Source organism: Salinivibrio sp. PR919 (genome assembly GCF_001995355.1).
GTDB lineage: Bacteria > Pseudomonadota > Gammaproteobacteria > Enterobacterales > Vibrionaceae > Salinivibrio > Salinivibrio proteolyticus.
Genome location: NZ_MUFL01000053.1, coordinates 1 through 24,486 on the forward strand (window position 1 = coordinate 1; position 24,486 = coordinate 24,486).

19 protein-coding genes and 1 pseudogene are annotated in these 24,486 nt (G+C 47.2%); 11 read left to right on the top strand and 9 right to left on the bottom strand.

Translation table 11 applies throughout. The features are described from left to right. The 6 genes from BZG83_RS10865 to BZG83_RS10890 all read left to right on the top strand — a co-directional run. On the top strand, positions 1-833 hold an 833-nt coding region (locus tag BZG83_RS10865), incomplete at its 5' end, for a M24 family metallopeptidase (protein WP_077480484.1). Between the two features lie 158 nt (positions 834-991). Continuing rightward, on the top strand, positions 992-1,987 hold the full coding sequence (doeB, locus tag BZG83_RS10870) for a N(2)-acetyl-L-2,4-diaminobutanoate deacetylase DoeB (RefSeq protein WP_077480486.1): 996 nt from the start codon (positions 992-994) through the stop codon (positions 1,985-1,987). A gap of 10 nt (positions 1,988-1,997) precedes the next feature. Further along, the gene (locus tag BZG83_RS10875; RefSeq protein ID WP_077480488.1) at positions 1,998-2,489 is read left to right on the top strand and encodes an Lrp/AsnC family transcriptional regulator; all 492 of its coding nucleotides are present in this window, start codon (positions 1,998-2,000) and stop codon (positions 2,487-2,489) included. A 189-nt stretch (positions 2,490-2,678) separates the two neighbouring features. Further along, entirely contained in the window at positions 2,679-4,448 is a 1,770-nt protein-coding gene (locus BZG83_RS10880; protein ID WP_131825076.1) for a PKD domain-containing protein, read from the top strand. Between the two features lie 255 nt (positions 4,449-4,703). After that, positions 4,704-6,263 carry an NAD-dependent succinate-semialdehyde dehydrogenase gene (locus tag BZG83_RS10885; RefSeq protein ID WP_077480490.1) on the top strand — a complete coding sequence of 520 codons (1,560 nt, stop codon included), beginning with the start codon at positions 4,704-4,706 and terminating at the stop codon, positions 6,261-6,263. Positions 6,264-6,295: 32 nt separating this feature from the next. Further along, complete coding sequence (locus BZG83_RS10890; protein ID WP_077480492.1) at positions 6,296-7,699, top strand: aspartate aminotransferase family protein; 1,404 nt, start codon at positions 6,296-6,298, stop codon at positions 7,697-7,699. Between the two features lie 73 nt (positions 7,700-7,772). Here BZG83_RS10890 and BZG83_RS10895 read toward each other — a convergent pair whose 3' ends face one another. The 3 genes from BZG83_RS10895 to BZG83_RS10905 form a co-directional block, all read right to left on the bottom strand. After that, on the bottom strand, positions 7,773-9,317 hold the full coding sequence (locus tag BZG83_RS10895) for a BCCT family transporter (RefSeq protein WP_077480493.1): 1,545 nt from the start codon (positions 9,315-9,317) through the stop codon (positions 7,773-7,775). A gap of 174 nt (positions 9,318-9,491) precedes the next feature. Next, on the bottom strand, positions 9,492-9,923 hold the full coding sequence (locus tag BZG83_RS10900; RefSeq protein ID WP_077480495.1) for a hypothetical protein: 432 nt from the start codon (positions 9,921-9,923) through the stop codon (positions 9,492-9,494). Positions 9,924-10,111: 188 nt separating this feature from the next. Beyond that, positions 10,112-10,411 carry a DUF6916 family protein gene (locus BZG83_RS10905; RefSeq protein WP_069587868.1) on the bottom strand — a complete coding sequence of 100 codons (300 nt, stop codon included), beginning with the start codon at positions 10,409-10,411 and terminating at the stop codon, positions 10,112-10,114. Positions 10,412-11,519: 1,108 nt separating this feature from the next. On the opposite strand from BZG83_RS10905, the gene BZG83_RS10910 reads away from it, so the two are divergent. From BZG83_RS10910 to BZG83_RS10920, 3 genes are all read left to right on the top strand, one after another. Beyond that, positions 11,520-12,125: a TetR/AcrR family transcriptional regulator gene (locus BZG83_RS10910; RefSeq protein WP_077480497.1), complete on the top strand. Its 606-nt coding sequence runs from the start codon at positions 11,520-11,522 to the stop codon at positions 12,123-12,125. Between the two features lie 203 nt (positions 12,126-12,328). Continuing rightward, a complete protein-coding gene (locus tag BZG83_RS10915; RefSeq protein ID WP_077480499.1) occupies positions 12,329-13,486 on the top strand; it encodes an iron-containing alcohol dehydrogenase in 1,158 nt (385 codons plus the stop codon). Positions 13,487-13,556: 70 nt separating this feature from the next. Continuing rightward, positions 13,557-14,579: an NADP-dependent oxidoreductase gene (locus tag BZG83_RS10920; RefSeq protein WP_077480501.1), complete on the top strand. Its 1,023-nt coding sequence runs from the start codon at positions 13,557-13,559 to the stop codon at positions 14,577-14,579. A gap of 88 nt (positions 14,580-14,667) precedes the next feature. Here the strand turns inward: BZG83_RS10920 and BZG83_RS10925 are convergent, their stop codons facing one another. Beyond that, positions 14,668-15,105 carry a DUF6404 family protein gene (locus BZG83_RS10925; RefSeq protein ID WP_206744371.1) on the bottom strand — a complete coding sequence of 146 codons (438 nt, stop codon included), beginning with the start codon at positions 15,103-15,105 and terminating at the stop codon, positions 14,668-14,670. Positions 15,106-15,399: 294 nt separating this feature from the next. Between BZG83_RS10925 and BZG83_RS10930 the strand changes: the two genes are divergently transcribed. Continuing rightward, on the top strand, positions 15,400-17,379 hold the full coding sequence (locus tag BZG83_RS10930; protein ID WP_158074955.1) for an ATP-binding protein: 1,980 nt from the start codon (positions 15,400-15,402) through the stop codon (positions 17,377-17,379). Between the two features lie 22 nt (positions 17,380-17,401). Here BZG83_RS10930 and BZG83_RS10935 read toward each other — a convergent pair whose 3' ends face one another. From BZG83_RS10935 to BZG83_RS10955, 5 genes are all read right to left on the bottom strand, one after another. Continuing rightward, positions 17,402-18,208 (bottom strand): TrmB family transcriptional regulator, encoded by an 807-nt coding sequence (locus BZG83_RS10935; protein WP_077480507.1) that lies wholly within the window; start codon positions 18,206-18,208, stop codon positions 17,402-17,404. A 123-nt stretch (positions 18,209-18,331) separates the two neighbouring features. After that, positions 18,332-20,125 (bottom strand): glycoside hydrolase family 13 protein, encoded by a 1,794-nt coding sequence (locus BZG83_RS10940; RefSeq protein WP_077480509.1) that lies wholly within the window; start codon positions 20,123-20,125, stop codon positions 18,332-18,334. A gap of 15 nt (positions 20,126-20,140) precedes the next feature. Beyond that, entirely contained in the window at positions 20,141-20,974 is an 834-nt protein-coding gene (locus tag BZG83_RS10945; protein WP_077480514.1) for a sugar ABC transporter permease, read from the bottom strand. Between the two features lie 2 nt (positions 20,975-20,976). Continuing rightward, positions 20,977-22,260, bottom strand: a complete 1,284-nt coding sequence (locus tag BZG83_RS10950; RefSeq protein WP_077480511.1) for a carbohydrate ABC transporter permease — start codon at positions 22,258-22,260, stop codon at positions 20,977-20,979. A 2-nt stretch (positions 22,261-22,262) separates the two neighbouring features. Next, a complete protein-coding gene (locus tag BZG83_RS10955) occupies positions 22,263-23,492 on the bottom strand; it encodes a sugar ABC transporter substrate-binding protein (protein WP_077480515.1) in 1,230 nt (409 codons plus the stop codon). A gap of 401 nt (positions 23,493-23,893) precedes the next feature. Between BZG83_RS10955 and BZG83_RS10960 the strand changes: the two are divergent. Then, positions 23,894-24,486: pseudogene (locus BZG83_RS10960) on the top strand (porin); the annotation flags it as partial.

The window sequence follows — 24,486 nt, forward strand, 5'->3', positions numbered from 1 at the left end:
GCGGACGCATTGGTGTTGAGAAAGACAACTATTATTTCAGTGCCACCGCGTTTGAATCATTAAAAGAAAACCTCCCGATGGCAACCTTGGTCGATGCGACTGGGTTGGTCAACTGGTGTCGGGCGGTGAAATCCGATCAAGAACTGGCCTATATGCACACCGCCGCCCGCATTGTAGAAAACATGCATCGTGTGGCCTTTGAAATGATTGAGCCCGGCTTACCCAAACACCTACTGGTGGCCGAGATCAACAAGCATGCGGTAGTCGGTCATGACGGTCACTTCGGTGACTACTCAGCCATCGTCCCCATGCTACCCTCTGGCGGTGATGCCGCCGCCCCTCATCTCACGTGGGATGATCGTCCGTTTAAACGGGGAGAAGGCACCTTTTTTGAAATTGCCGGGGTGCATCGGCGTTATCATTGTCCGCTCTCTCGCACCATTTTCTTGGGCGAACCGGGCTATGAGTTCCTACGTGCAGATGAAGCCTTGCAAGCCGGTATTGAAGCTGGACTCGCCGTCGCCAAGCCCGGTAACACCTGTGGCGACATTGCCAACGCGCTCAATGATGCGTTGTTGCGCTATGGGTTTGACCGAGAAGGCGCACGGTGTGGATACCCGATTGGGCTGAGCTACCCACCTGACTGGGGCGAACGCACCATGAGCTTACGCCCCAGCGATCAAACCATTTTGCGTGAGGGAATGACGTTCCACTTTATGCCGGGATTGTGGATGAAAGATTGGGGGATGGAAACCACAGAGAGCATTGTGATCACCCGAGATGGTGCGCAAACACTGTGTGATTTGCCCCGTCAGCTTTTTATCAAGCATTAGCGGCATCTATCGATAAAATCAATCAGGGCACAGCCATTGTGCCCTGTTCTATTCAGCCAAGTGGGTATTWTTGGCTACACTGATAAAGTGATGATTTAACATCAAACTTTACTGCGACAAGCCGTATAACATGCCAAGACACATCACAAGGAGAGGTTATGGAGCCTACCGCGATTGAAGCCACCGTCGATTTCCATGCCGATGGCGTGCAACACGGCTTTCTTAAACTGCCTCACTCGCACGACCAGTCGGCTTGGGGCTGTGTCACCATCCCCATTACCGTGATCAAAAACGGCGAGGGAAAAACAGCACTGCTGACTGGCGGTAATCATGGGGATGAATATGAAGGAATCACCGCGCTGCTCAATACCTGTCATCAACTGATGCCAAGCGATATTAAAGGGAGAGTGATTATCTTACCCATGATGAACGCGCCGGCCGTGATGGCAGGCACGCGCACGTCACCTTGGGATCAAGGCAATATGAATCGCGCGTTTCCCGGCTCCCCCACTGGCAGCGTCACCGAGCAGATCGCGGATTACTTCACTCGCTATTTGATCCCACAGTGTGATACGGCACTTGATATTCATTCGGGTGGAAAAACCTTAGATCTTATTCCCTATGCCGCGTCTCACCGTTTAGAAAATCTACAACAAGCGGAAGCCTGTGCAGAGTGCGCGCGCTTGTTCGGTGCACCTTATCAAGTACAGACCACCGAAATGGACGCCACTAGCATGTACGATACCGCAGTAGAGCAACAAGGCAAGATTTTCGTCACCACCGAGTTAGGCGGCGGTGGCACCAGTACACCGGAATCAATCGCAATCACCCAGCGTGGTATTCATAATTTCTTGGTCTTTTCTGGCGTATTGCAAGATGACTATCGTCATCCCCCTGTGCCTCCCATCGCACTGGAGTTGCCTGACAAGCATTGTTACGTCCAAAGTGAACATGCCGGCATCATTGAATTCTGTGTACACCTCGGCGATCCCATCAAGCGTGGTGATTTGATCGGTAAAGTACATAACATCGAACGGACAGGAACAGAGCCCGTCCCTTACTATGCCGAGCGTGATGGCATTTTGCTGGCTAAACGCCACCTCGGTCGTATTTACATGGGCGATACCTTTGCAGTAATTGCTGAGCCTGTTTAGCGGAGGCGCCATGAAGTTGGACAAATTTGATATAAAAATCCTTCAAATCCTCCAGAAAGATGGAAGGATCACCAAATCTAACCTTGCCCAAGCGATTAATTTATCAGTCAGCCCTTGTTGGGAACGCGTCAAACGCCTTGAGCAAGCAGGGATCATTGAAGGTTATGGCGCACGAATTAACCCTGATGCGGTGGTGAAGTTAAATACCGTGTTAGTGGAAATCACGCTTGGTCAGCACGATGTCGACAGCTTTCAACGCTTTGAGCGCGCCATGCAAGCCTGTGAAGATGTAAAAGAGTGCTGGGCCACAGGCGGGGGGATAGACTACATCGTTCGGCTTGGCGTGACCGATATTGACTACTACCAACGGCTTATCGACAACTGGTTGACTGACAACTTAGGCATAAAACAGTACTACACCTATATCGTCACCAAGCAAGTCAAACGCCCTGCATTGACATTACCACTCGAAACACCCGATATCGCCGCCAACAACTATTGATAAATGTATAATTTATTGAGATTTCCGAACTAACATGTRACTTTTTAGCAACATAAAAGCAACTGTTTCATGATTGCTTGATAAGTCTATCATTCTAGACATAGCGATTACACGACTGACGTCGGCTTAACTAGCCTCTATCGGGAAGACATTGATGTCTTACTCACTCACTGTAGATAGAGGATAATAATGAATAAGTCAGTTATGCTATCCGTCAGCGTTGCGCTTCTTAGCGTCATGGCGCTCCCCGTATCAGCGGCAGACACACTTCCAACTCCCGCTCCCATTAACATCGCAAGCCAGTACAGTCTCCAAGCCGATTTAGCGCCTCCAAAAACATTTCGTGCTACAGCTCTCGGTGAAACGTATCAAAACAGCATAAAAATACATCAAGCAGACGCCGCCTTCGTCAAGGTACACTTCGCACAGTTTTCACTGCCTGATGGCGCTTACGTCGATGTGACAAGCGCCGATGGGACTGAGAGCTACCGCTATAGCAATCAAGCCAATGGCAAGCGCACATTTAATCCCACTCAGGGTGACGACGGTGTGACACAGTTTTCGGCCATGTCCGTCCACGGCGACACCGCAATTGTGACGCTCGTCCTTCCCACAGGTACCCAATGGCAACCTCAGCATGCGCTACGTGTCGATCGTTACCAAGCGGGTGATCCGGAAAATCTGATGGCGGCAGCTCAAGACGTAGGAACGCTATCTACGTGCGGAATCAACGAGCGTAAAGATGTGGCATGTTGGCAAGATAGCCATCCAGAGGAGTATGAGCGCAGTCGCCCTGTCGCACGCTTGCTTATGAATGGTAGTAGCCTGTGTACTGGCTGGCGCGTAGGACCAGATAATCACATGTTCACCAACAATCACTGTGTTGAAAGCCAGTCTGAGCTGACGAGCACGGAAATATGGTTTAATTATCAGCGTCCAAGTTGTGGCAGCGGCACCATCAATGACATCGTTAAAGTCACCGGGGATCAGCTACTCAAAACCGATTATACCCTCGACTACACCCTGTTCAGTGTCAATGACTTCGCACGAATTGCTCAGTTTGGTTATATGGGCCTTGATGTACGCATGCCACAAGTTGGCGAAACCATCTTTATTCCTCAGCACGGCGCCGGAAACCCGAAAGAACTTGCCATTGAAAGTGACCAAAACAATGGTGGGATTTGCCAGATTGATGTCGCAGCGACCAATGGCCGAGGCACAAATACAGATGCGGGTTACTTCTGTGACACCACAGGCGGTTCATCAGGTTCTCCGGTGCTGGCAAGCAGCAGCCGCAACGTGATAGCCCTCCACCACTTCGGTGGCTGTGAGAACCAAGGGGTACGGATTGATAAAATCTGGCCGCAAGTCGCCGGTGAGTTTAATAATGTCCCGCCACAAGGGGATCATCAAGCCGGTGGCGCGCCTATGGCGGTCTTCAACGGTCAATGTACTGTGCTTGGTTGTGAGTTTGATGCCAGCGGCGCAAGCGATACAGACGGACAAATCGTGAGCTATCAATGGGATTTCGGTGATGGTTATCAAGGCACCGGTATGACAGCGTCGCATCAGTACGGCGCCGCGGGCACCTATTCCGTCACTCTCACCGTAACCGACGATCAAGGCCTCACCAGCTCTGCGAGTAAAAACTTCACGGTGGGTAGTGACAATGACTACCCTAAAACTGATCTGAGTGGTGATCGCAGCAGTTGGCAATACTTCTTATACACTGCACCGCAAGCGGGCACTGCCACCATTCGTATATATGGCGGAACCGGCGATGCGGATTTATACGTTGAAAAGGGCACCAAGCCAGATCTCAACCAGTTTAGCTGTCGCCCTTACACCAGTGGTAATAATGAAACCTGCAGCCTTGATGTCAACGCGGGCGATGAGGTATTTATGGGCATTCGGGGATATCGGCCCTTTAGCGGCGTCACCCTCGATGTAAACCAATAATCACTGTTTAGTTGGGCGCACCCTGCGGTTGGTGCGCCTAATTTTTCAAATACCGACACCTTATATATCGCCATTTATCGCGCTCAATCGGTGTTTTTGTTATCACCAGAAAATTTTCTTCTGCCTTTCCCTCGTTTCAGAAAAAATTTTGCCGATCGCCAGTTCTAACAGAAAACCTGTCGCGTGCACTTTGCATACAGTGAATGTAGGCAAGCGCTGATAGGCAGCGTCGCTGCTTTACGATGAGGAGGGAGTATGACCGTATTCCAATCACGCGATCTTAACTACACAGGTACCGCCGCCAATGCTCTGCGTCACGACGTGGCCGGTAAAGCAAGTTCAGATGTACTCGCGTATCTCGACGATCAGCGTTTATTTCGACAGCTCGCCTACTGCAATGGCAAGTGGGTGAATGGCGACGCCGATACGCCCGTGTTGAATCCAGCCACGGGAGAAATTCTGGGCTATACCGCCTCACTGAGCGCTGCACAAGTCAATCAAACCATAGACGATGCGCAAGCGGCATTTCATCTGTGGCGTGCGGAGTCGGCCGAAACCCGCGCGGAACGCTTAATGCAATGGCATGACTTAGTGATGGATAACCAACACGATCTCGCGCATTTGATGGTGCTCGAGCAAGGCAAAACACTTCGCGAAGCCGAAGGCGAAATTGTCTATGGTGCATCTTTTATACGTTGGTTTGCTGAAGAAGCGAAACGTGCCTACGGCGACACTATGCCAAGCCATATTCCTAACGCTCACCTTGCGACCTTGCGTGAACCCATTGGCGTTGCCGCTTTGATCACCCCGTGGAATTTTCCCAGCGCAATGATCACGCGCAAAGCGGCAGCGGCGCTCGCTATTGGCTGCAGCGTGATCGTTAAACCTGCGGAAGAAACGCCCTTCTCCGCCCTCGCATTGGCCGAGCTTGCGGAACGCGCAGGGATCCAAGCCGGTGTCTTTAATGTGATCATGGGTGATGCCCCCATGGTTTCAACTCAGCTGTGTCAAAGTGACAAAGTCAAAGCGATGAGTTTTACCGGCTCAACCCGTGTCGGCCGTCTGCTGCTCGAGCAAAGTGCTCACACTGTGAAAAAATGCGCCATGGAGCTTGGCGGTAATGCGCCCTTTATCGTCCTGCCAGACATGGATATTCAGCAAGCGGCACGTGCCGCCATCGATGCGAAATTTCAAACCTCAGGACAAGACTGCCTCGCCGCGAACAAAATCTTGGTGCCACGTGACAAGTACCAAGCCTTTGTGGATGCCTTTGCGGCATTAATGGACGAACTTGAAGTGGGTAACGGCTTGTTACCCAGCACGGATATTGGTCCATTGATTTCCTCTCGCGCGGTGGATAAAGCACAAGCCTTAGTGGATGACGCCATCGCCAAAGGCGCCACCGTGGTTGGCGGCAAGCTTAACCCAAATCTCGGCGAAAACTTCTTTGCACCCACCCTGGTCACCAAAGTGACACCCGATATGTTGGTGTATCAAGAAGAAACCTTTTGCCCTGTGGCCGTGGTCATTGCCTATGATGATCTCGACCAGGCCATTGCTATGGGCAACGACACTGAATACGGCTTAGCCGCCTATGTCTACGGTAATGATATTCGTGATATTTGGCGCTGTCTGCGCGGTCTTGAAGTCGGCATGGTAAGCGTCAATTCAGTGAAAATGACCGGACATCCCATTCCCTTTGGCGGCGTCAAACAATCAGGCTTAGGCCGTGAAGGGAGCCGTTACGGCATCGACGAGTTTAGTGAAATTAAATACTACTGTTTGGGTGGCCTGCCCACCGTGAGCGGCAGCTAATTGAGGTTTGCGTAAGGATAAGGAGACTGATCATGCGTCCAGAAACGAAAGCTTTGTTGGAAAAAGACAGAAATACCGTCTTCCACGCATCAACACACTTGAAGCAGTACGCCCACGGCGAAATGCCTGGCCGAGTGATTGAGACAGGTAAAGGGATTCGCATCACCGATTCAGAAGGTATTGAGCTGCTTGATGGGTTTGCGGGCTTGTATTGCGTGAACATTGGTTACGGCCGCGAAGAAATGGCCGATGCCATTTATGAGCAAGCCAAAAAGCTCGCTTACTATCACACCTATGTGGGCCACACCAACGAAGCACTGGTGACCTTGTCTGAGCGACTCATCAAGATGGCGCCGGGCATGAGCAAGGTGTATTACGGCATGTCAGGCAGTGATGCCAATGAATCACAAATCAAGCTGGTGTGGTACTACAACAACGCTCGCGGCAAACCCGAGAAAAAGAAAATCATTTCTCGCGATCGCGGCTATCACGGCTCCAGTATCGCATCCGGGTCGTTAACAGGGCTTCCCTTGTTCCATGCGCATTTTGATCTGCCCATAGAGCGTATCAAGCACACCATGGCACCCTACTATTATCGTCGTGAAGACAGCGGCATGACAGAGCCTGAGTTTGCACAACATTGTGCCGATGAACTCGAGAAAATGATCCTTGCGGAAGGCCCTGATACCGTCGCCGCGATGATTGCCGAACCCGTGCTTGGCACCGGAGGGATAGTACCGCCACCAGAAGGTTACTGGACCGCAATTCGCAAAGTGTTGGATAAATACGACGTTCTGCTGATCGCCGATGAAGTGGTATGCGGCTTTGGCCGTATTGGCAGTGACTTTGGCTCGATTTACTATGATATGAAGCCTGATCTGATCACCGTTGCCAAAGGGTTAACCTCCGCTTATCAACCCCTGTCTGGGGTGATGATCGGTCACAAGGTGTGGGATGTGCTGGAAGACGGTACCGATGCATGGGGAGCCATTGGTCACGGGTACACCTATTCAGGCCACCCACTGGGCGCGGCCGCCGCGCTATGTAACTTAGACATCATCGAACGCGAAAACCTTACCCAAAATGCTGCAACCACGGGTGAGTACCTGCAAATGAAGATGCAAGCCGCTTTTGCGGATCACCCATTGATTGGCGATAGCCGCGGAATTGGTTTGCTCCATGCGCTCGAATTCTCGCCCGATCGCGCTAATCGTAGCCACTTTGATCCCAACCTGAAAGTGGGACCACAAGTTGCTGCCGCGTGCTTGGAGCAAGGCTTAATTGCCCGTGCGATGCCACACGGCGATATTCTCGGCTTTGCGCCACCTTTAGTGGTGACACCCAACGAAGTCGATGAAATTGTCGCCAAAGCAAAAGTCGCGGTCGATAAAGTGATGGATAAACTGGTCACTAGCGGACAATGGCAACCGAAGTAACAGAGCATCACCACTGCTAAACGCAAAAAAGCGCCGATAATCGGCGCTTTTTTATCGATGGCGTATCCCACGCTTAGCTTGCTGTCGCAGGCTCTAGCGCAAGATTCGCTTCTTTCTCTTTTTGCATTCGCATCACCGCGATTGGGCCGGTAATGAAAGTAAACGCAATCAAGAAAGAGACAGGCACAGCTGTGATCACAATGAACGACTGCAACGCATTCAAGCCACCTTCACCGGCCAGCAAGAGCACTCCGGCTACCACACCCATGACAATCGCCCAGAATAGGCGATGCGCGCGTGTCGGTTGATTGTCACCAGAGACAGCCATCGCAATGGAATACGCCATGGAGTCACCTGTGGTCGCCACAAAGGTGGTAGTCAATAGCATAAAGGCTGGGATCAATACCACGCTGTACGGCAATTGGGATAGCGATGCAATCAAGATCGCCGGCAAACCCGCGTCCGCCATCGGGCCGGAAATGCTACCCGGAGACTGCAACTCATAAAAGATACCCGTACCGCCGAGTACCGAGAACCAGAAGTTAGTCGCAATCGGTGCACAAATCGCAACGGCAAAGATCAGTTCACGAATAGAACGGCCTTTCGAGATGCGTGCAATAAAGATGGCCATCATGGGTGCAAAACCAATGAACCAGCCCCAGAAGAACCAGGTCCACCATGCATTCCAGCTGCCGTTATCGGTGTTGAGTGCCAGCGTGTGCATGTTGTTAAGGTAATAGCTAAAGCCAGCACCAAACTGCTCAAAGATAAAGCCCGTTGGACCCAGTACGATCACAACAGCAAGCAGCACGGCCGCACCAATCACATTCATCCGGCTTAACCATTGCAGACCTTTATCCATTCCCGTAAAGGCGGAAATAGAGTAAATCGCCACTACCGCGGCCAAGATCAGCATTTGCATCGACATGGTGTTCTCGATACCGACAAAGCTTTCCAAGCTGTAACCCAACTGGGTGGCAAGGAAGCCAATCGGACCAATGGTGCCCGCCGCAACGGCAATGATAGAACACGCATCAATCACAGAGCCTAACCAGTGATTTTCTAGCTTGTCACCGAGCAGCGGATATAACAGCGCACGAGGACGCAGACGCACGCCTGCTTGGTGGTGGGCATACATCAGCACGATGGTCGCCAAGGTGCCCAACACTGCCCAAGCTAAAAAGCCCCAGTGGAAGRAGCTTTGGCTTAACGCAGGGGCGACCGTTTGCATCGCGCCGGCTTCCATCTCACCTAACGCCGGAGGAGGCGTCATAAAGTGGTAGATGGGTTCAGCCGCTGACCAAAAAACACCGCCGCCCGCAAGCAGAGTACACATGATCATCGCAACCCAGCGGAAACGGCTCATTGAGACGGTATCGGTGGCGCCCAGTTTCAACTTACCAAATTTACTGCCGCCAATGGCTAGCGCCAGCACGAAATTGATCACCATCAGCCACTGCCACCAGTAACCAAAAAGGTTGGCCGATTCAGCAAACAGCGACTGAATCACAGTGGAAAAATGTTCGAGGTCAAACAGGGCAAAGGCAAGGAAGAGAGCGACAAAGCCGATAGTAAAGACGGCAACAAGTCGATCGTTATTTTGTGTAGATTTAAGCATTAGTTCGCTCACAAGGTGTGTGAGGGGCGGCACTCTATCAGTGTGGCGAACGAATGACCAGCATAAATTGCATCGAACACTAACGATAAAAACGTGACAGACATCACCTATTCAGCCGTGGTGTGGGCTGAATAGGTTTATGACACTTTTATTAACTGCGCAAAACTCGACCCGTTAAGCCGGTTCTTTGTCTGACGCCTTGCGCGATGACTTGCCGGTTTCCAAGATCTTCTTATGCAGTGTCACCGCAGCACGATACAACTTGGGGTGAACCTGCGTATCAGTTTGCTTTGCGCGATTACACTTTGATATCACGGCTGCAGTAAGACAGGCTGCAACCTTGAGCTGTCCAAGTTGAAAGGCATAACTTGCGGTTTTAATCGCCATAAACACAGATTGGTCACTGTACTTATAATTGCGTGCCGCAAACTTTTCAAAACGGAGAAAATCCTTGTGATAATTTTTTAAAATGCGATTAACGTGGCGGTCGTAATAGTTCTTGTACTTGGCGTAACTGCCTTTGCGGTTACTGGCCATGATGTCCCGAACCCAGACAACTGACTGCAGTTGTTCTTTTTCGAATAAGCCACTCAGCCAGGCAAACATGCTACCTCCATACTGCTAGCTTAACGGCTCTATTCTACTTATTTCGTGCTACTAAGCTACGGGAAGGTGCAAATAACCCCTTGATTGGTCGTTATTTAATCAATTTTGCGAGGCGCAGTGAGTAATAGACGATTGAATAGTCGGGAAAGGAGGGCGCGAGGGACTCCTCGTGTTGAATGAACGATTCACTACGCGCGGGTGTTAATGGTGATCGTGTAGGTATCCTCTGCCGCCGGAAGCATATGCAAGATTTGCTCGCCCAAATCGGGGTGCGAGAGCAAATAATTACCTTGTGGAAAGCGGGTATCCTCTGGGCCTTTCAACACTAAGCTAAAGTTTTCCACCAGTTGATCGTCAATGGTTTCACCGTTGCCCTCATGCTCATCGATGCGGATTAGGGTCATCGCATATTCCGTGTCTGTGCCATCAATCAAGGTAATGGTTTGATCGATAAGCGCTTTAACGTGCTGACAAGATAGTACATTCATAACACCTCCCTGCGACCCTAGACAGGGTTCGTGAGTCTCTTTATCTATCTACCTGTAAATAAGGTTAGAATAAAAATTCGTCAATGCACAACAGCTTAGCAAATTTTCTGCACATTTATCGAGCAAGGCCTCTGTTCAAGACATTACCCCTTACCAAAAACACAAAAGGCAACCCCATGGTTGCCTTGTTGCTTACGGTTGGACAAATTAACCGCGCGTTTTAACGCTACGTGCTTTATCCGTTTTAGATTTGTAGTAATACCACAAACGTCTACTTTTATTGTGCATCGAACACCTCTCCTATCAGATTAATGAACGATATTTATCGCTATGGTTATTGCACTCGTTCAGCAATAGCACGAACAGTGCGGAACTTAATAAGCACTCGAGATGAGCGCTGAAGCGCGATGATTCAACTGTCAGCCCGAACACCTTTGTAGGGCATTGCACGTCTATGTAATGGGGAATGGACACACCGCCCCCTCAGTCATAAACGTAAAGTGTTGAAAATCACGTTATCTCTATTCTTATTACAAATACTTGCAGAAAGCAACCTTGTTCACGTTTGGTCAACAGAATAACTCACTGCGACGTTGCGGAAACCTTATCAGGAGAGGAAGTGTGCTTGCGACACAGTTGGGGGAACCTTTCGGCAACCCACAACAATAAAAAGCCGCTCAATCGAGCGGCTTCGCGGATGGATTCCTTTGTTGGTCGTTGGTCAATGARACTTGTTGTTGCACTGCCCCGCTTGCTCACTATGTTGAGCGTCCTAACCGCATGGTCTTGTGTTCAAATGCCTGGCTGGCGGCAAACAAGGTGTCTTCATGGGTTCCTGACATCAACGGGGACTTAACTCTTTTTGGCGCGTCACTGCGCGCTGATCATTTACCAAATTGTGTGTCAGCTCAGCTGACATTTTGAGTAAAGCACAGTTTTGCTCCCGCGCCACTGCATGACGTTTAAACTGTGAACACTGTAATAAATCCGACATAAACTGCGATTTCGCACAGCATACCGGCCCAATTTATGCCACCGTTCGACACCAAAAATAAAAATGTTCCCTCACCGCTAGACGACCGGTCTAATCTTGATTATGCTAGTCGACATGAAATCGAGCAGCACTCATGAAACGACCAGTCATAACGCGACCCACCAGCACCTGTTGGAGACGGGCGTCAGCGTCATGGCACAATTTGGTTTTAGCGGCGTTGGCCTAAGCGCCATCCTCAAACAAGCGGGCGTACCCAAAGGGTCTTTTTATCACTACTTTGCGTCGAAAGAACAATTCGGCCAAGCCGTGTTAGACCACTATTTTGCTTGCTACATTGCGGATGTGAATCGCTTACTGACAGATAGCTCGCTCTCTCCCATTGCACGTGTGCACAGCTACTTCAGTCGCTGGCAAGCACAATACTGTAGTTTGGATCCGGTGCAAACGTGTTTGGTCGTCAAGCTGAGTGCAGAAGTKGCGSACTTATCCGAGCCAATGCGGCTGGCACTGCGTGATGGCACCGATCAGCTGATTAGCTGCTTGGCGAACACCCTCGCCCAAGATAGCGATGTGTTTGATGAAAAAACCGCGCTTACCACTGCCACGACCTTGTATCAGTTGTGGCTGGGCGCCAGCTTATTAACCAAACTGCATCGTAACGACAGTCATCTTGCACAAGCGATGACCATCACCGAAGAAAAGCTCGGGCTAATCGATTAACGACGCTTTGCTGTACCAAGCATCGCTTAAACAACAAATTAATCTCCGATGCGTGGCACTCGCGACGGCACTCGTTGTTAGCGCACAGCCACCATCTACTCAAAACCCGCTTTGGCGGGTTTTTAACCGGCATTAACTAGACGACCGGTCTAATTTAAATAAACGCTTGATACCATCAAGCACAATAAAAGGAAGGATGAGCAATGAACAACTTTGAGTTCTACAATCCCACACGTATCGTTTTTGGCGAAGGTAAGATTGCCGAGCTGGATCGGCTCATCCCGGCCGATGCAAAAGTGTTGATTCTTTTCGGCGGCCAAAGTGCACGCAAAACCGGCACCTTGGATGAAGTCGAACAAGCGCTAGGGCAACGTCAATTTGGCCTATTTGGTGGCATTGAACCCAACCCACGCTATGAAACCTTGATGAAAGCGGTCGAGAAAGTGAGCGCTGAAGGCTATGACTACCTTCTCGCCGTGGGCGGTGGCTCAGTGATCGATGGCACCAAATTCGTTGCCGCAGCCGCAAAATACGACGGCGACGCATGGGATATCCTCACCAGTATGGGCGGCAAAGTAGAAGCCGCATTGCCATTTGGAACCGTGCTCACCTTACCTGCTACCGGCTCTGAGATGAACAAAGGCTCGGTGGTGACCCGTGAGTCAATGCAAGCGAAACTGCCGTTTATGAGCGAGCTGGTGTTCCCGCAGTTCTCGGTATTGGATCCGGTGAAAACCTATACTTTACCGATTCGCCAAGTCGGTAACGGCGTGGTCGATGCGTTTGTTCACGTGGTGGAACAATACCTGACCTACCCAGCCAATGCGCCGGTACAAGACCGATTCGCCGAAGGCCTACTACAAACCTTGGTTGAGTTGGGCCCACAAGCGCTGGAAACACCAGAAGACTACAACGTGCGTGCGAGCTTGATGTGGACGGCCACCTTAGCGCTTAACGGCTTGATTGGCGTGGGTGTACCGCAAGATTGGTCAACCCATATGCTGGGTCACGAACTGACCGCCCTGCATGGTTTGGATCACGCACAAACCCTTGCCGTGGTGCTGCCTGCAATGCTCAATGAGAAGTTTGAGCAAAAACAAGCCAAGCTCGCACAATTTGCTGAACGTGTTTGGCATATTGACCAAGGCAGCGAAGCCGAAAAAGCGCAGCAAGCGATTGAGAAAACACGCGACTTTTTCGAGCGCATGAACGTGAAAACGCGCATGAGCGATTACGATCTGGATGAAGCCGCGATTGAGCCCTTGATTAAAAGCCTGACTCAACACGGCATGACCCAGCTCGGCGAACATGGCGATGTGACGCCGGACGTTTGCCGCCGAGTGCTTCAAGCCGCGCTGTAATCGCCGTTTTATTTCATGATGAGGCGCGCTGATCTAGCCGCCTCTTTTCCCATCTCCAAGGGAGGAATCCATGTCAGCATTAACAAATCAACGTTTTGTTCTCGCATCGCGTCCGGTTGGCGCACCCACTGCCGAGAATTTTCGCTTAGAAGAAGTCGCCATTCCCGCACTGGGCAACAAGGATGTGCTGATTGAAAACCATCACCTATCGATTGACCCATACATGCGCGGCCGGATGAGCGATGCCAAATCGTACGCAGAACCGGTAGCAATTGATGGCCTGATGGTCGGTGCCACCGTGGGTAAAGTGTTGGAATCTAACCACGTCGATTACCAGGCGGGTGATTGGGTATTGGCCTACAAAGGTTGGGAAACCCATTCTGTCGTCGATGGCGATACCCTGCTTAAACTTAACCCCGATCTCGCGCCGGTTTCATACGCGCTTGGGATCTTGGGGATGCCCGGCTTCACCGCCTACATGGGCTTATTAGATATCGGCCAGCCCAAAGAGGGGGATACCCTGGTGGTGGCTGCCGCAACCGGCCCAGTAGGTGCGACTGTCGCACAAATCGGTAAGCTGAAAGGCTGCCGCGTGGTAGCGATTGCCGGTGGTGAAGACAAATGCCAATACGCCCGTGAACACCTCAGTGTTGATGCCTGTATCGATCACAAAGCCGATAACTTTGCCGAGCAGCTTGCCGAAGCCTGCCCACAAGGCATTGATGTGTACTTTGAAAACGTCGGCGGCAAGGTATTTGATGCGGTGATGCCACTGCTTAACACCGGCGCACGCATTCCCGTGTGTGGCTTGGTATCTCAATACAACAACACCGCCCTGCCAGAAGGCCCAGACCGCCTTTCACAGTTGATGGGGACCATCTTGGTTAAGCGCCTAACCGTAAAAGGTTTCATCATTTTTGATGACTATGCGCACCGTTACCCTGAGTTCGCTCACGACATGGCCAAATGGGTCGGCGAAGGCCAAATCCATTATCGTGAACACGCGGTGGATGGCTTTGAGCAAGCGCCGCAAGCACTGATTGATGTACTCGAAGGCCGCAACTTCGGCAAGATGGTGGTCAATATTAAATAGAGCTCACACGCTTTATTTCGTAATACCGAAAACCCTGCCTCCCCCTTAGCGATGGACAGCGAAGGGGGTTTTATTCAGACATGCGATCTTAAAGGTCTTGGCTCGCGAGTCCATGATGTTTTTGGCACCACTCTTCCCAACTTATCCTCCCCAGTCGCTTATGAGCCCAAACCACTCTCAGTGCTCGAAACATCCCTAACAGCACACCATAAAAGGTTGAGGCAATAAGATAGGTCATTATGGTCCATTCTCCCGGTTTAACAATGGCGAACATGAGCCATAACCAAGCGCCCCACACATAACCTAAAACGAGGCCGTGATAAAAAAACACGCTCACCGGAGACTGAAAAACTAAGGGTTTCTCGGTGGGGAAGAGTAACCGAGAAATAGGATTAGTTGCCGTTTGAGTAAGCACGCGTGGAATACCCATCCTTAATAAATACAACTGAACAAACTCAACCTTTTGCACTACAGGTCCTTTATCTACAACTACCTGCACGCATAATAATACAAATTCTGTCTGCAAACGATTCTCAATTATCTTTAAGCGGTTTTAAATCAGCCAGATGGTCATCTATTCGTTCAGGTTATCGGCCACAATAGCTGGCCAACTTTATGGATACCTCATCGTTCCATCTAACATTCTCGTCATTTTATACCTGCTCACCCGTATCGTTACGTACGCCGTCCATCATCACAAAGCCTAAGCAGCCAACTACACTAAAGGGACGACTCGATTACCGTCAGCATGATTTGGCAGGGCTGGTCGCAGGTACTTGGTTTTTATCTGCGTCAGCTGAGAAAAGAGGATGTATCGACAATGGCCAAAACCGCTCTCATGATCCGTCATCAGATTACCCTCGGATTCGCATTGGTTCTGGTGTTGGCGCTACTGACTATTTTTGCGGTGCTCGAGTGGAAAGTAAAACCCGATCTGATTGAGCAGCGACAAGAGCGGATCAGCCTCAACCAATATGCATTAATCGACTTGCTCGATGCCAAGCTTGGACAGATCGAGCTTTTAACCAGTACGATCGCCTTAAAGGGCACCAACCTTCCCAAAAACGAAGCACTATTCCGCAGCCTCTTTCCCCCACTCTTTAACAATCATGGCGATCCTACCATTGCCGGTGGCGGGATCTGGCCGGAGCCCAACACCTTCACTCCCGGCGTAGAGCGGCGTAGCTTTTTTTGGGGCCGCACTGGACCCGAGATGGAATACTATGATGATTACAACGATCCTGATGGCAAGGGCTACCACAATGAAAGCTGGTACCTAGTAGGCAAACAGGCGCCTAACGATCGCTGCAGTTGGTCTAACGCTTATATTGACCCTTTTACCAAAGAGCCGATGATTACCTGTACCGTACCCATGAAAGAAAATGAGCGCTTTGTTGGGGTGGCAACGGTCGACATGAGACTGGATGGCATTGCCGACATACTGGCTCGGTATGGCAAAGAAAACGACGGCTATGTATTCGCTCTGGACGCCAATAACAAGGCGATAAGCTTTCCAGAATCGGCAGTAACATTTAACCCATATCGAAATACCCTGCGAACGGCTACCGAGTTAGAGCAGGAACTCCCTTGGCTGCAAGAAGCGCTGCAAGCAAGTCAATCTCTCCAAGATAGCCAACTGATTACGATAGAGAACGATGGCGTGCTAAACGAAGCCGCTTACGTTCATATTATTAAATATCCTCAAGTCGATTGGGTGATTGGTCTCGTCGTGCCCAAAAGCAAAATGACCGCGGCGGCAGACAGCATGGGACTGTTCCTGATGTTTGCTATTGGCGGACTGCTGCTCGTTGTGGGGATTATCGCCGCCATTACAGCCCGGAATCTACTGGATAAGATTCAGCAAACGACCACACAGATTTGGGAGTTGATAGACGGGGAAACCACTCAAGAGTTGACGGTCGACAACATGAACGAAGTAGGAGAGCTGCGCCATGCAGTGAATGCCTATGGTGATAAACTCAAGTCACTATTAACTCGCCTCGAAGCGATTCAAGATGAATTAGTGCAAAACGAGAAACTATCGTCCTTAGGGTCGCTCGTGGCTGGGGTTGCCCATGAACTGAACACCCCCATCGGCAACGCGCTGATGTCCTCTACCTCGATTCTGGGGGWGAAACAAGAATTTGTGCACAAGCTCGAAAAGCCCATTACCCGTGATGACCTCAACCAATTTCTTACTCACGTTGATGAAGGTACACGTATTATTGAGCGCAATATGGCGCGCGCCTCCGAGCTCATTCGTGCGTTTAAGCAGCTTGCCGTTGATCAAACCAGCGATCTGAGACGAGAATTCGACTTGCACCATCTGGTCAATGAAGTCCTATTATCGTTACGTCCTACGCTCCAACGTTTACCACACCAAATTGATGTCGATATTCCTGACAACATGCAGCTTAATAGCTATCCGGGGGCTCTCTCGCAAATATTGATCAACTTGATCAACAACGCACTCATTCACGCCTTTGCATCGAAAGAGCAAGGTCGTATTCAAATCTATGCCACACAATCATCAACCAACTTGGTGCACATCACCGTCCGTGATAATGGGGCAGGCATGAGTTATGACGTGAGAAAACGCATCTTTGATCCTTTCTTCACCACCCGCCTCGGCCAAGGCGGCTCGGGCCTTGGCCTACATATTACTTTCAACCTTGTCACTGGCGTACTTGGCGGCCGTATTGAGGTGAAAAGTGAGCCTGCGCGTGGGAGCTGCTTCACTATTACCCTACCGCTTAGCGCTCCCGAACGCGTCGCATCCAACAGTGAGGGCACGCCGTAAATTGCGCGTATGTTCGCGCTATTCAAATTTCATTCTCTAACCATTTTTTATTATCGACAACCATATCATTTTCTAATTCATGAATGGTTCCAATACGACAGCGTTTTTCGGGTTCGGATTTCTCATATTCAGTCAAGTAAATATCGCTATGTATGTGCTCAGAAATCATTTTTACTAATAGCCGATTGTTTGAATAAAGACCCAATACTTCTGCTCGATGTGAAAACACCATCGCTTTTTTCATATCAACAACCAGCATAAACCGATGAGAGGGATAACGTTTCTCTTTCTCTTCTGAGCGTGAATAGTGCTCTATGCTAGGATGTGGCGTTGATAACTTATTAAACGAAAATACAATGACTCTAACGCCACGCTCTATCGCTTCAATCAATTCGTTTTCCAGTATTTCTAACGGAAAATCCGTGTTCAAATATACTTCGACCTGAGCCTGACTTAACACTTCTTTTGCTTTTTGAAGCAGATTTTCATATCCAGAAATATTATAAATAAACTCTTTTTCTTCATGAAGCATCATTCGCGAGAGTTCTTTCTTCAGAATGTGAATATTTTCTATCGTTTTCTTTTCAATCTGACTCAATATCAGATCAGGAGACTTGGCTTCATACTCTTTTGTCTCACCGTCCAGCATAAAAATACAGCCATTGCTGTATAGGTTATCAATAGAAGAATAAACAGATGAACGTGAAAGAGAAATATCTTTCGCTATCTTATATCCACTCGCTCGACCATTCTTTAACAAATTAATATAAACAAGAGCATCGGTTTTAGTAAAACCAAAGTCCATCAGTTTTGTAACCAGTTCTGTCACGTTACACCCTCTAAAGTTTTTACGCCATTTATACTAGTAAGGATACCACTCCTAATCGACTATTTGTGCATGATTATTTTAATAATAGCGCACCAAAAGGTGCGCTGTAGCACACTTCTGTAACTAAAAAATATCGTTATCCTTCATTCCAGAAATATAAAACCCGTACTCTGATAGTTGTAGTTCATTACCCTTAAACTCCACAGTCACGACTTGTTCTGAATTATTTATTAATATATCCGTATTACCTCTAGAGTAGGCAATGACATTCGGCTGTTCTAGATGGTACCAATGAATTTCTGGAACATTCCATTCGGGGTGGGATTTTCTCATCACAATTAATTTATGGATAAAGGATTTAAAGTCTAAATCTTGTTCATTTTCATCCCAGATCATACACTTACGATTATTTTCCTTTCCCATCCCTCTGCGTCCATCCATACCGATTTCACCGCCATAGTAAATACATGGGGAACCAACTTGAGTAAACATAAATAGATAGGCTAGACGAGCTTTGCGCTTATCTCCGTTACACAGACTAAGTAAACGTGTTGTATCATGGCTTTCGAGCAAATTAAACATCGCTTCGTTTACATTTTTTGGATACATGAGGTACGAGCGAGTAACTGCGCTCATGAATGTTTCTTTGTCGTAATCGTGAAGAGCAAAGTAATCGGTAATCGCTTGTGTTAATGGATAGTTCATCAGAGAATCGTACTGATCACCACGTAACCAAGCCATTCCCTCGTGCCAGATTTCTCCCAATATATAACAATCAGGTTTAATCCCTTTAACAACTCGGCGAAAATCTCGCCAAAACTCGTGATCGACTTCGTTAGCAACATCCAAACGCCACCCATCAATATCAAACTCTTCTACCCAGTATCGGGCAACCTCGAGAAGATACTGGCGACACTCTTCGTTTTCGGTATTAAGCTTCGGCATTTCTATTACATTGCCGAATGTTTCATAATTAAAGTTCCAGAAATCCCACTCACTTTTAGGTCTATCTGGATAAACAGGAAAACTGTTTATCCAGAACCAATCAGCATAACGAGAATTTTCCCCATTCTTTACCACATCTAACCATAAAGGAGAACGATCTCCGACATGGTTAAATACCGCATCCAGCAYTACTTTCATACCACGACGATGAGCTTCTTTGACTAAGGCATGAAACGCCTCATTACCTCCAAAATGAGGATCGACATTAAAATAGTCGACTGTATCATATTTGTGATTGGCATTGGCTGTAAATATAGGGCAAAAATATAAACCGTTAATACCAAGATTTTGGAGATAATCTAGTTTTTTTATCACTCCCCATAAATCCCCTCCCATAAAGTTGTCTACCGTTGGCTTGCTGCCCCAAGGTTGAACATTTTTTGGCGATAGATCAGGTCGCCCGTTAAAAAAGCGTTCCGGAAAAATCTGATACCAAATTGTTTCTTTTACCCAACCTGGGGTTTTGAGAACATCTTTAGGATTAATATAAGGAAAACAGAAAAAGTTACTCAGATTACTAAGCTCACTTTCAGCAGTTTTTGGGTCTTTAATATCGACGCAGCGTTTCTCTCCAAATAATAGTTTTTCATTTTCTTTACCGTACAAAATAAAGCCATAACGACTACGGCGTTTTGGCGGTTTAAATTCAGCAAACCAATGATCATGGTATTCCGACTGACCTTCTAAAGTCATCGAAATCTCATTTCCGCCAATCCAGCCATGCGCGTCACTGCCTCCTAGATTACCACCGTCCAGGCCTCCTTCCGCCCAGTGATACGGATCACCTATCCATAACACGACTTTCTCTAATTCGTCTTTCGCAGTACGAAAACGAATGTGTAATGTTTCATTATCATAGGCGTAACTGTCTGCACTTTTAGCTAAATGTGCTAATGCACTTTTTGTAATCATATATAATCCTGATTATTATTCTTTAACTGCACCACTGACAAGGCCCGCGGTAATATGTTTTTGCGTAGCGACAAATAGCAGCGTAATGGGTATAGCTACYAACAGAGAACCTGCAGCGAATAGTGTGTAGTTTTCTGCAGAGTTGGATGAAATCCAGCTAAATATTCCAATAGCGAGAGTCATCTTTTCTTCACTACGAAGTATGAGCGTAGGTAGAATGAAATCCATCCATGGGCCAGTAAAAGAGACTAATCCTACAAAAACAAGAATTGGCTTGGCTAACGGTAAAATTATTTCAATGAAGATGGTCATATGCCCTGCACCATCTATCTTCGCAGCTTCATCTAGAGAGGTGGGAATCGCATCAAAATAACCTTTAACTAACCAAGTCATAAACGGAAGAGAACCAGTAAGATAAACAAATAGCATTCCGGTATAGGTATCTATGAGATTCATTTTAGACAGAAGAATATAGATGGCTGTCATCGATAAAAATGCCGGAAACATCTGTAATACTAAAACACCCATTAATACATTGCGCTTTCCTTTAAACCTGTAGCGGGAAAAGATATATGCGGACATAGTGACGACCACAAGAGAAATTAACATGTTCGCTGTTGCTAAAATAAATGTATTTTTATACCAGTCTAAATAAGGCGTATCCGAAAATAGAGTTTTATAGTGTTCTAAGGTAAATGAAACATCAGAAAAAGATGAACTAAATAGATTATTACCAGGTTTAAAAGAAGCAAGTATTGTCCAAATCACCGGACCTAATACAAGCAGTGTATTAAATATAAGGAACAAATACACTAGCGTTGTGGAAATTTTTCTCACTAAGCTGCTCATCATTACATCCCCACATCATCTTTGAAGGACTTCATTCGACGGAACTGCCAAATAGAAATCAGTGATAGGAATAGAAAGATTATAATAGAAATAACAGATGCTATTTGGTACTGCTGAAAATCTAATGTTAACTTATAAATCCAAGTTATTAATATGTCTGTGTGTCCTGCAAATCTATACTCAGGATTTATCGGCCCTCCCTCCGTTAAGAGAAAAATCGCACCAAAATTATTAAAATTAAGAGAGAATGTCATCACTAGGGATGGTGCAACTTGATGTAATACCATCGGTAGAGTAATCTCAAAAAACTGCTGGAATTTATTGGCACCATCAACTTCACTAGCCTCATAAATATCCTGGGGTATATTTGTAAGCGCACCGGAAATAAGCAACATAAAGTATGGAGCCCCAACCCAAACGCTAACAGCAATAACAGTGATTTTAGCGATAACTGGATCGGACAGAAATGCGATAGAGTCAATCCCCCAATGATTGAGCAAAGCATTAACTGGTCCTATCCCATTTAATAAAAGGCGAAAAATCAGTAACGTTACAAATGCAGGGATTGCATAAGGTAAAATGAATATGACTCGCCATATTTTTTTCCCTCTGATATCACTATTATCGAGGGCTAATGCGAGAATAAATCCAAATCCACAAGTCAATACTGTTGCTGCTACTGCCCACTCAATGGTCCACAAAGCAATCCCAGAAAATGTACCTGACCAAATTTTTAATTCAAAAAGCGTAAAGAAATTTTTTAATCCAACCCAATCCACTAGATTTTTCGGAGGAATATGATTTGGAGCCGAGTAGTTCGTAAATGAAACCAGTACCGTTATGACAATAGGCATGATGATAAAAGCAACGCTCGCCATAAACGCAGGTGACAAAACAATAAAGGCGAATTTATCATCATAAATAGCTTTGATCTGTTCACGAATAGTCAATTCACAGCCAGTACACTGCTGTGCATCACGAACGTTGAAAACGTAAGCACAGATAAATAAAAATAAATAGACCAGTGTGAGAACCCCTTCTACTAACATAAAAATAGAATTATCACCTGGTATAACATCGAATCCATTGCGAGTCTGAGCAATGTCTCCTAAAGACATCAAACCTTTTAGGGAAAGGATGGTTTGAGGTAGATAAAATATAAAAGCAATCTGAATAGCTAGTAATATACTTCCTTTTATCCAGTGCCTTTTAATCAGTTGCGTGCCTCCCATAACCAGATAGGAAAAAAGCAAGCTTGGAGCCGATTTGGTTTCAGACAACAGCATATTCACTCCTGGAATGCAATTTGTTCTTCTATTATTTTCTTGGCATGATCCAAAACCTTTCTAGGTTGCTGGTCATTAACCCACATCGCTGTAATCGCACTTGCCATTGGTGACCACAGATAGCCCATTTCCGGAATAGAGGGCATAGCATCTGAATTAAATCCCTGAGAAATAACGGCATAAGTCGCTTCATCTGTATTTTTAATTATTTTGTCCAGCAAGGATCTAACCGGTGGTATAGATTTCGTCATTTCATAACGCTTCATCAACATCTCTTTCGAGGAAATATAAGCTGCAAAAAGCTGTGCAGCTCTAGGATATTGACTATAAGAAGAAACAACAGCTTCGCGCACCGTAGAGAAAGTTCTTGGTTGCTTACCGTCAAGTGTTGGTATGGGTGCTACGCCATAGTTTATACCACTGTTATCATATCCTTGTATCGCCCATGGCCCATCAATAATCGCGGCAACTTTACCTTCGTTGAAAAGTCCACGACGTACCTGAGGGTTCCGCATATCACTTGGATTAGAACTGTTTGCCTTACGCAACGTCTGCATTGCAGAAAGGCCTCTTTGTGCTTGCGCTGAATTAATTCCTAGATCGTTTGCATCCGTACCATTTTTACCAAATTCGTAAGCGCCATACAGAGTAAGAAACATTCTAGACTCGTAGTAATTTTGTACATCCCAAAGTAGACCGTATTTATTTTCTTTGGCATCATTGAAATTAGCGCTAAAATCAATGATCTCCTCAAATGTTCTTGGTTTTTTTTCTAGCAAGTCCTTATTGTAGAATAAAGCTAGTGTAGAGAAGCTAACCGGAAACCCATAGCTCACACCTTTGTATTTTGAAGCAGTAATTGCGCTGGGTATAAAAGAACGATCAATCTCATCAGCAGACACTAGATTTTCCATGACACCACCCGCAACAACCAAACGACCAAGCAAATCATGTTCTATTTCTGCAACATCAGCGACACGTGCTGATCCACCATCCTGAATCATTCGTGAAGCGGCATCCATGGGGGCAAGTCCACGGAAGGTAAACGTCACGTCATGATTAAATTCTTTGTTAAATTCGCTGGCAGCAAACTTCATATACTCCAGCGTCGATTTATCCGTCCAGATAAGAAGATCGGCGCCACTTTCTGGCTGAACATCTTGCGCGAAAACGCCACTCGCCATAGTGATTAGCGAGGTGAGCAAAGCCGCTTTAATCCAGGTATTAGTCATATCCATACCACAATCGTCGTTCAATAAGTACGACTAGACTATTACCGGCTAAATTTAAGTCAACTTCTATTTTAAAAATCCTTACCACAATTGTGATCAAAGTCCACAATCCAGTTATATCAAGGCGTTTTAGGCTTATCGACTTTTTATCTTCATTTTTATTTTTACAAGGAGACTCGGGGGGTTGAGTCTCATCAGGTTGTTATACAAGATAGTAAAAACCGTAAAAGTGTGACTCATATCAACATAATGGAGTGTTTATCTTGATGGATATCTCATTTCTAAGAGTGGCAGGAGGAAAAATAAATCTAGTTACCGAAAGATAGATGGGCGTTCACAGTGAACGACTAATACTATCCCGGCACATTAACTGATAGTCTTATAATTAATAAGGATCTCTCGTGAAAAAAACATTAATAGCGGTATCCGTCGCTATAGCATTATCCGGACCGACATTGTCATACGCGGCCAGTGAAACGAGTATGAAGTCGGAGAGCAGCTTTCTTGAAGAAGCTCTTCAGTTCGGCGGACATATTGGTACGTCTGTCGAGTACGAGGACAAAGTAACCGATGGTTTTAACGGACATAAGAAGAAGGAAAAGACCATTACAAACGAGGTCTTCGATGTGTTTTACAGCAATGTAAACTGGAACCTGTCGGCTCTGTATGCCCTAAAAATTGAAAACCGAGAGCAGAACGAACCTGGCTATTATGAGAATGAAGATGGGCTGAAACATCTTTTCTCTATAGATAAAGGGTTTCGGCTTACCAACGGTTGGTCCACTGGGCTGATTTACGAGCTTGAATATACCGACAGTAAACTCTATTCACCTTATGTGGACGGACTGCGTAAGGATCTAGCAGAACACAGCTTCCGGCCATATCTGACATACTGGAATAACGAATATAGCTGGGGCTTATACTCAAATCTTGAGTATCTATATAGTAAAGAAGATAAAAGTGCTTGGGGAAAGAGAACTGAGAAAGGATATAG

What these genes read in the sequence shown, in the direction of transcription:
- doeB (WP_077480486.1), top strand. Translation starts at nt 992, where the DNA reads ATGGAGCCTACCGCGATTGAAGCCACCGTCGATTTCCATGCCGATGGC.
- BZG83_RS10875 (WP_077480488.1), top strand. Translation starts at nt 1,998, where the DNA reads ATGAAGTTGGACAAATTTGATATAAAAATCCTTCAAATCCTCCAGAAA.
- BZG83_RS10880 (WP_131825076.1), top strand. Translation starts at nt 2,679, where the DNA reads ATGAATAAGTCAGTTATGCTATCCGTCAGCGTTGCGCTTCTTAGCGTC.
- BZG83_RS10885 (WP_077480490.1), top strand. Translation starts at nt 4,704, where the DNA reads ATGACCGTATTCCAATCACGCGATCTTAACTACACAGGTACCGCCGCC.
- BZG83_RS10890 (WP_077480492.1), top strand. Translation starts at nt 6,296, where the DNA reads ATGCGTCCAGAAACGAAAGCTTTGTTGGAAAAAGACAGAAATACCGTC.
- BZG83_RS10900 (WP_077480495.1), bottom strand. Translation starts at nt 9,923, where the DNA reads ATGTTTGCCTGGCTGAGTGGCTTATTCGAAAAAGAACAACTGCAGTCA.
- BZG83_RS10905 (WP_069587868.1), bottom strand. Translation starts at nt 10,411, where the DNA reads ATGAATGTACTATCTTGTCAGCACGTTAAAGCGCTTATCGATCAAACC.
- BZG83_RS10915 (WP_077480499.1), top strand. Translation starts at nt 12,329, where the DNA reads ATGAACAACTTTGAGTTCTACAATCCCACACGTATCGTTTTTGGCGAA.
- BZG83_RS10920 (WP_077480501.1), top strand. Translation starts at nt 13,557, where the DNA reads ATGTCAGCATTAACAAATCAACGTTTTGTTCTCGCATCGCGTCCGGTT.
- BZG83_RS10950 (WP_077480511.1), bottom strand. Translation starts at nt 22,260, where the DNA reads ATGCTGTTGTCTGAAACCAAATCGGCTCCAAGCTTGCTTTTTTCCTAT.
- BZG83_RS10955 (WP_077480515.1), bottom strand. Translation starts at nt 23,492, where the DNA reads ATGACTAATACCTGGATTAAAGCGGCTTTGCTCACCTCGCTAATCACT.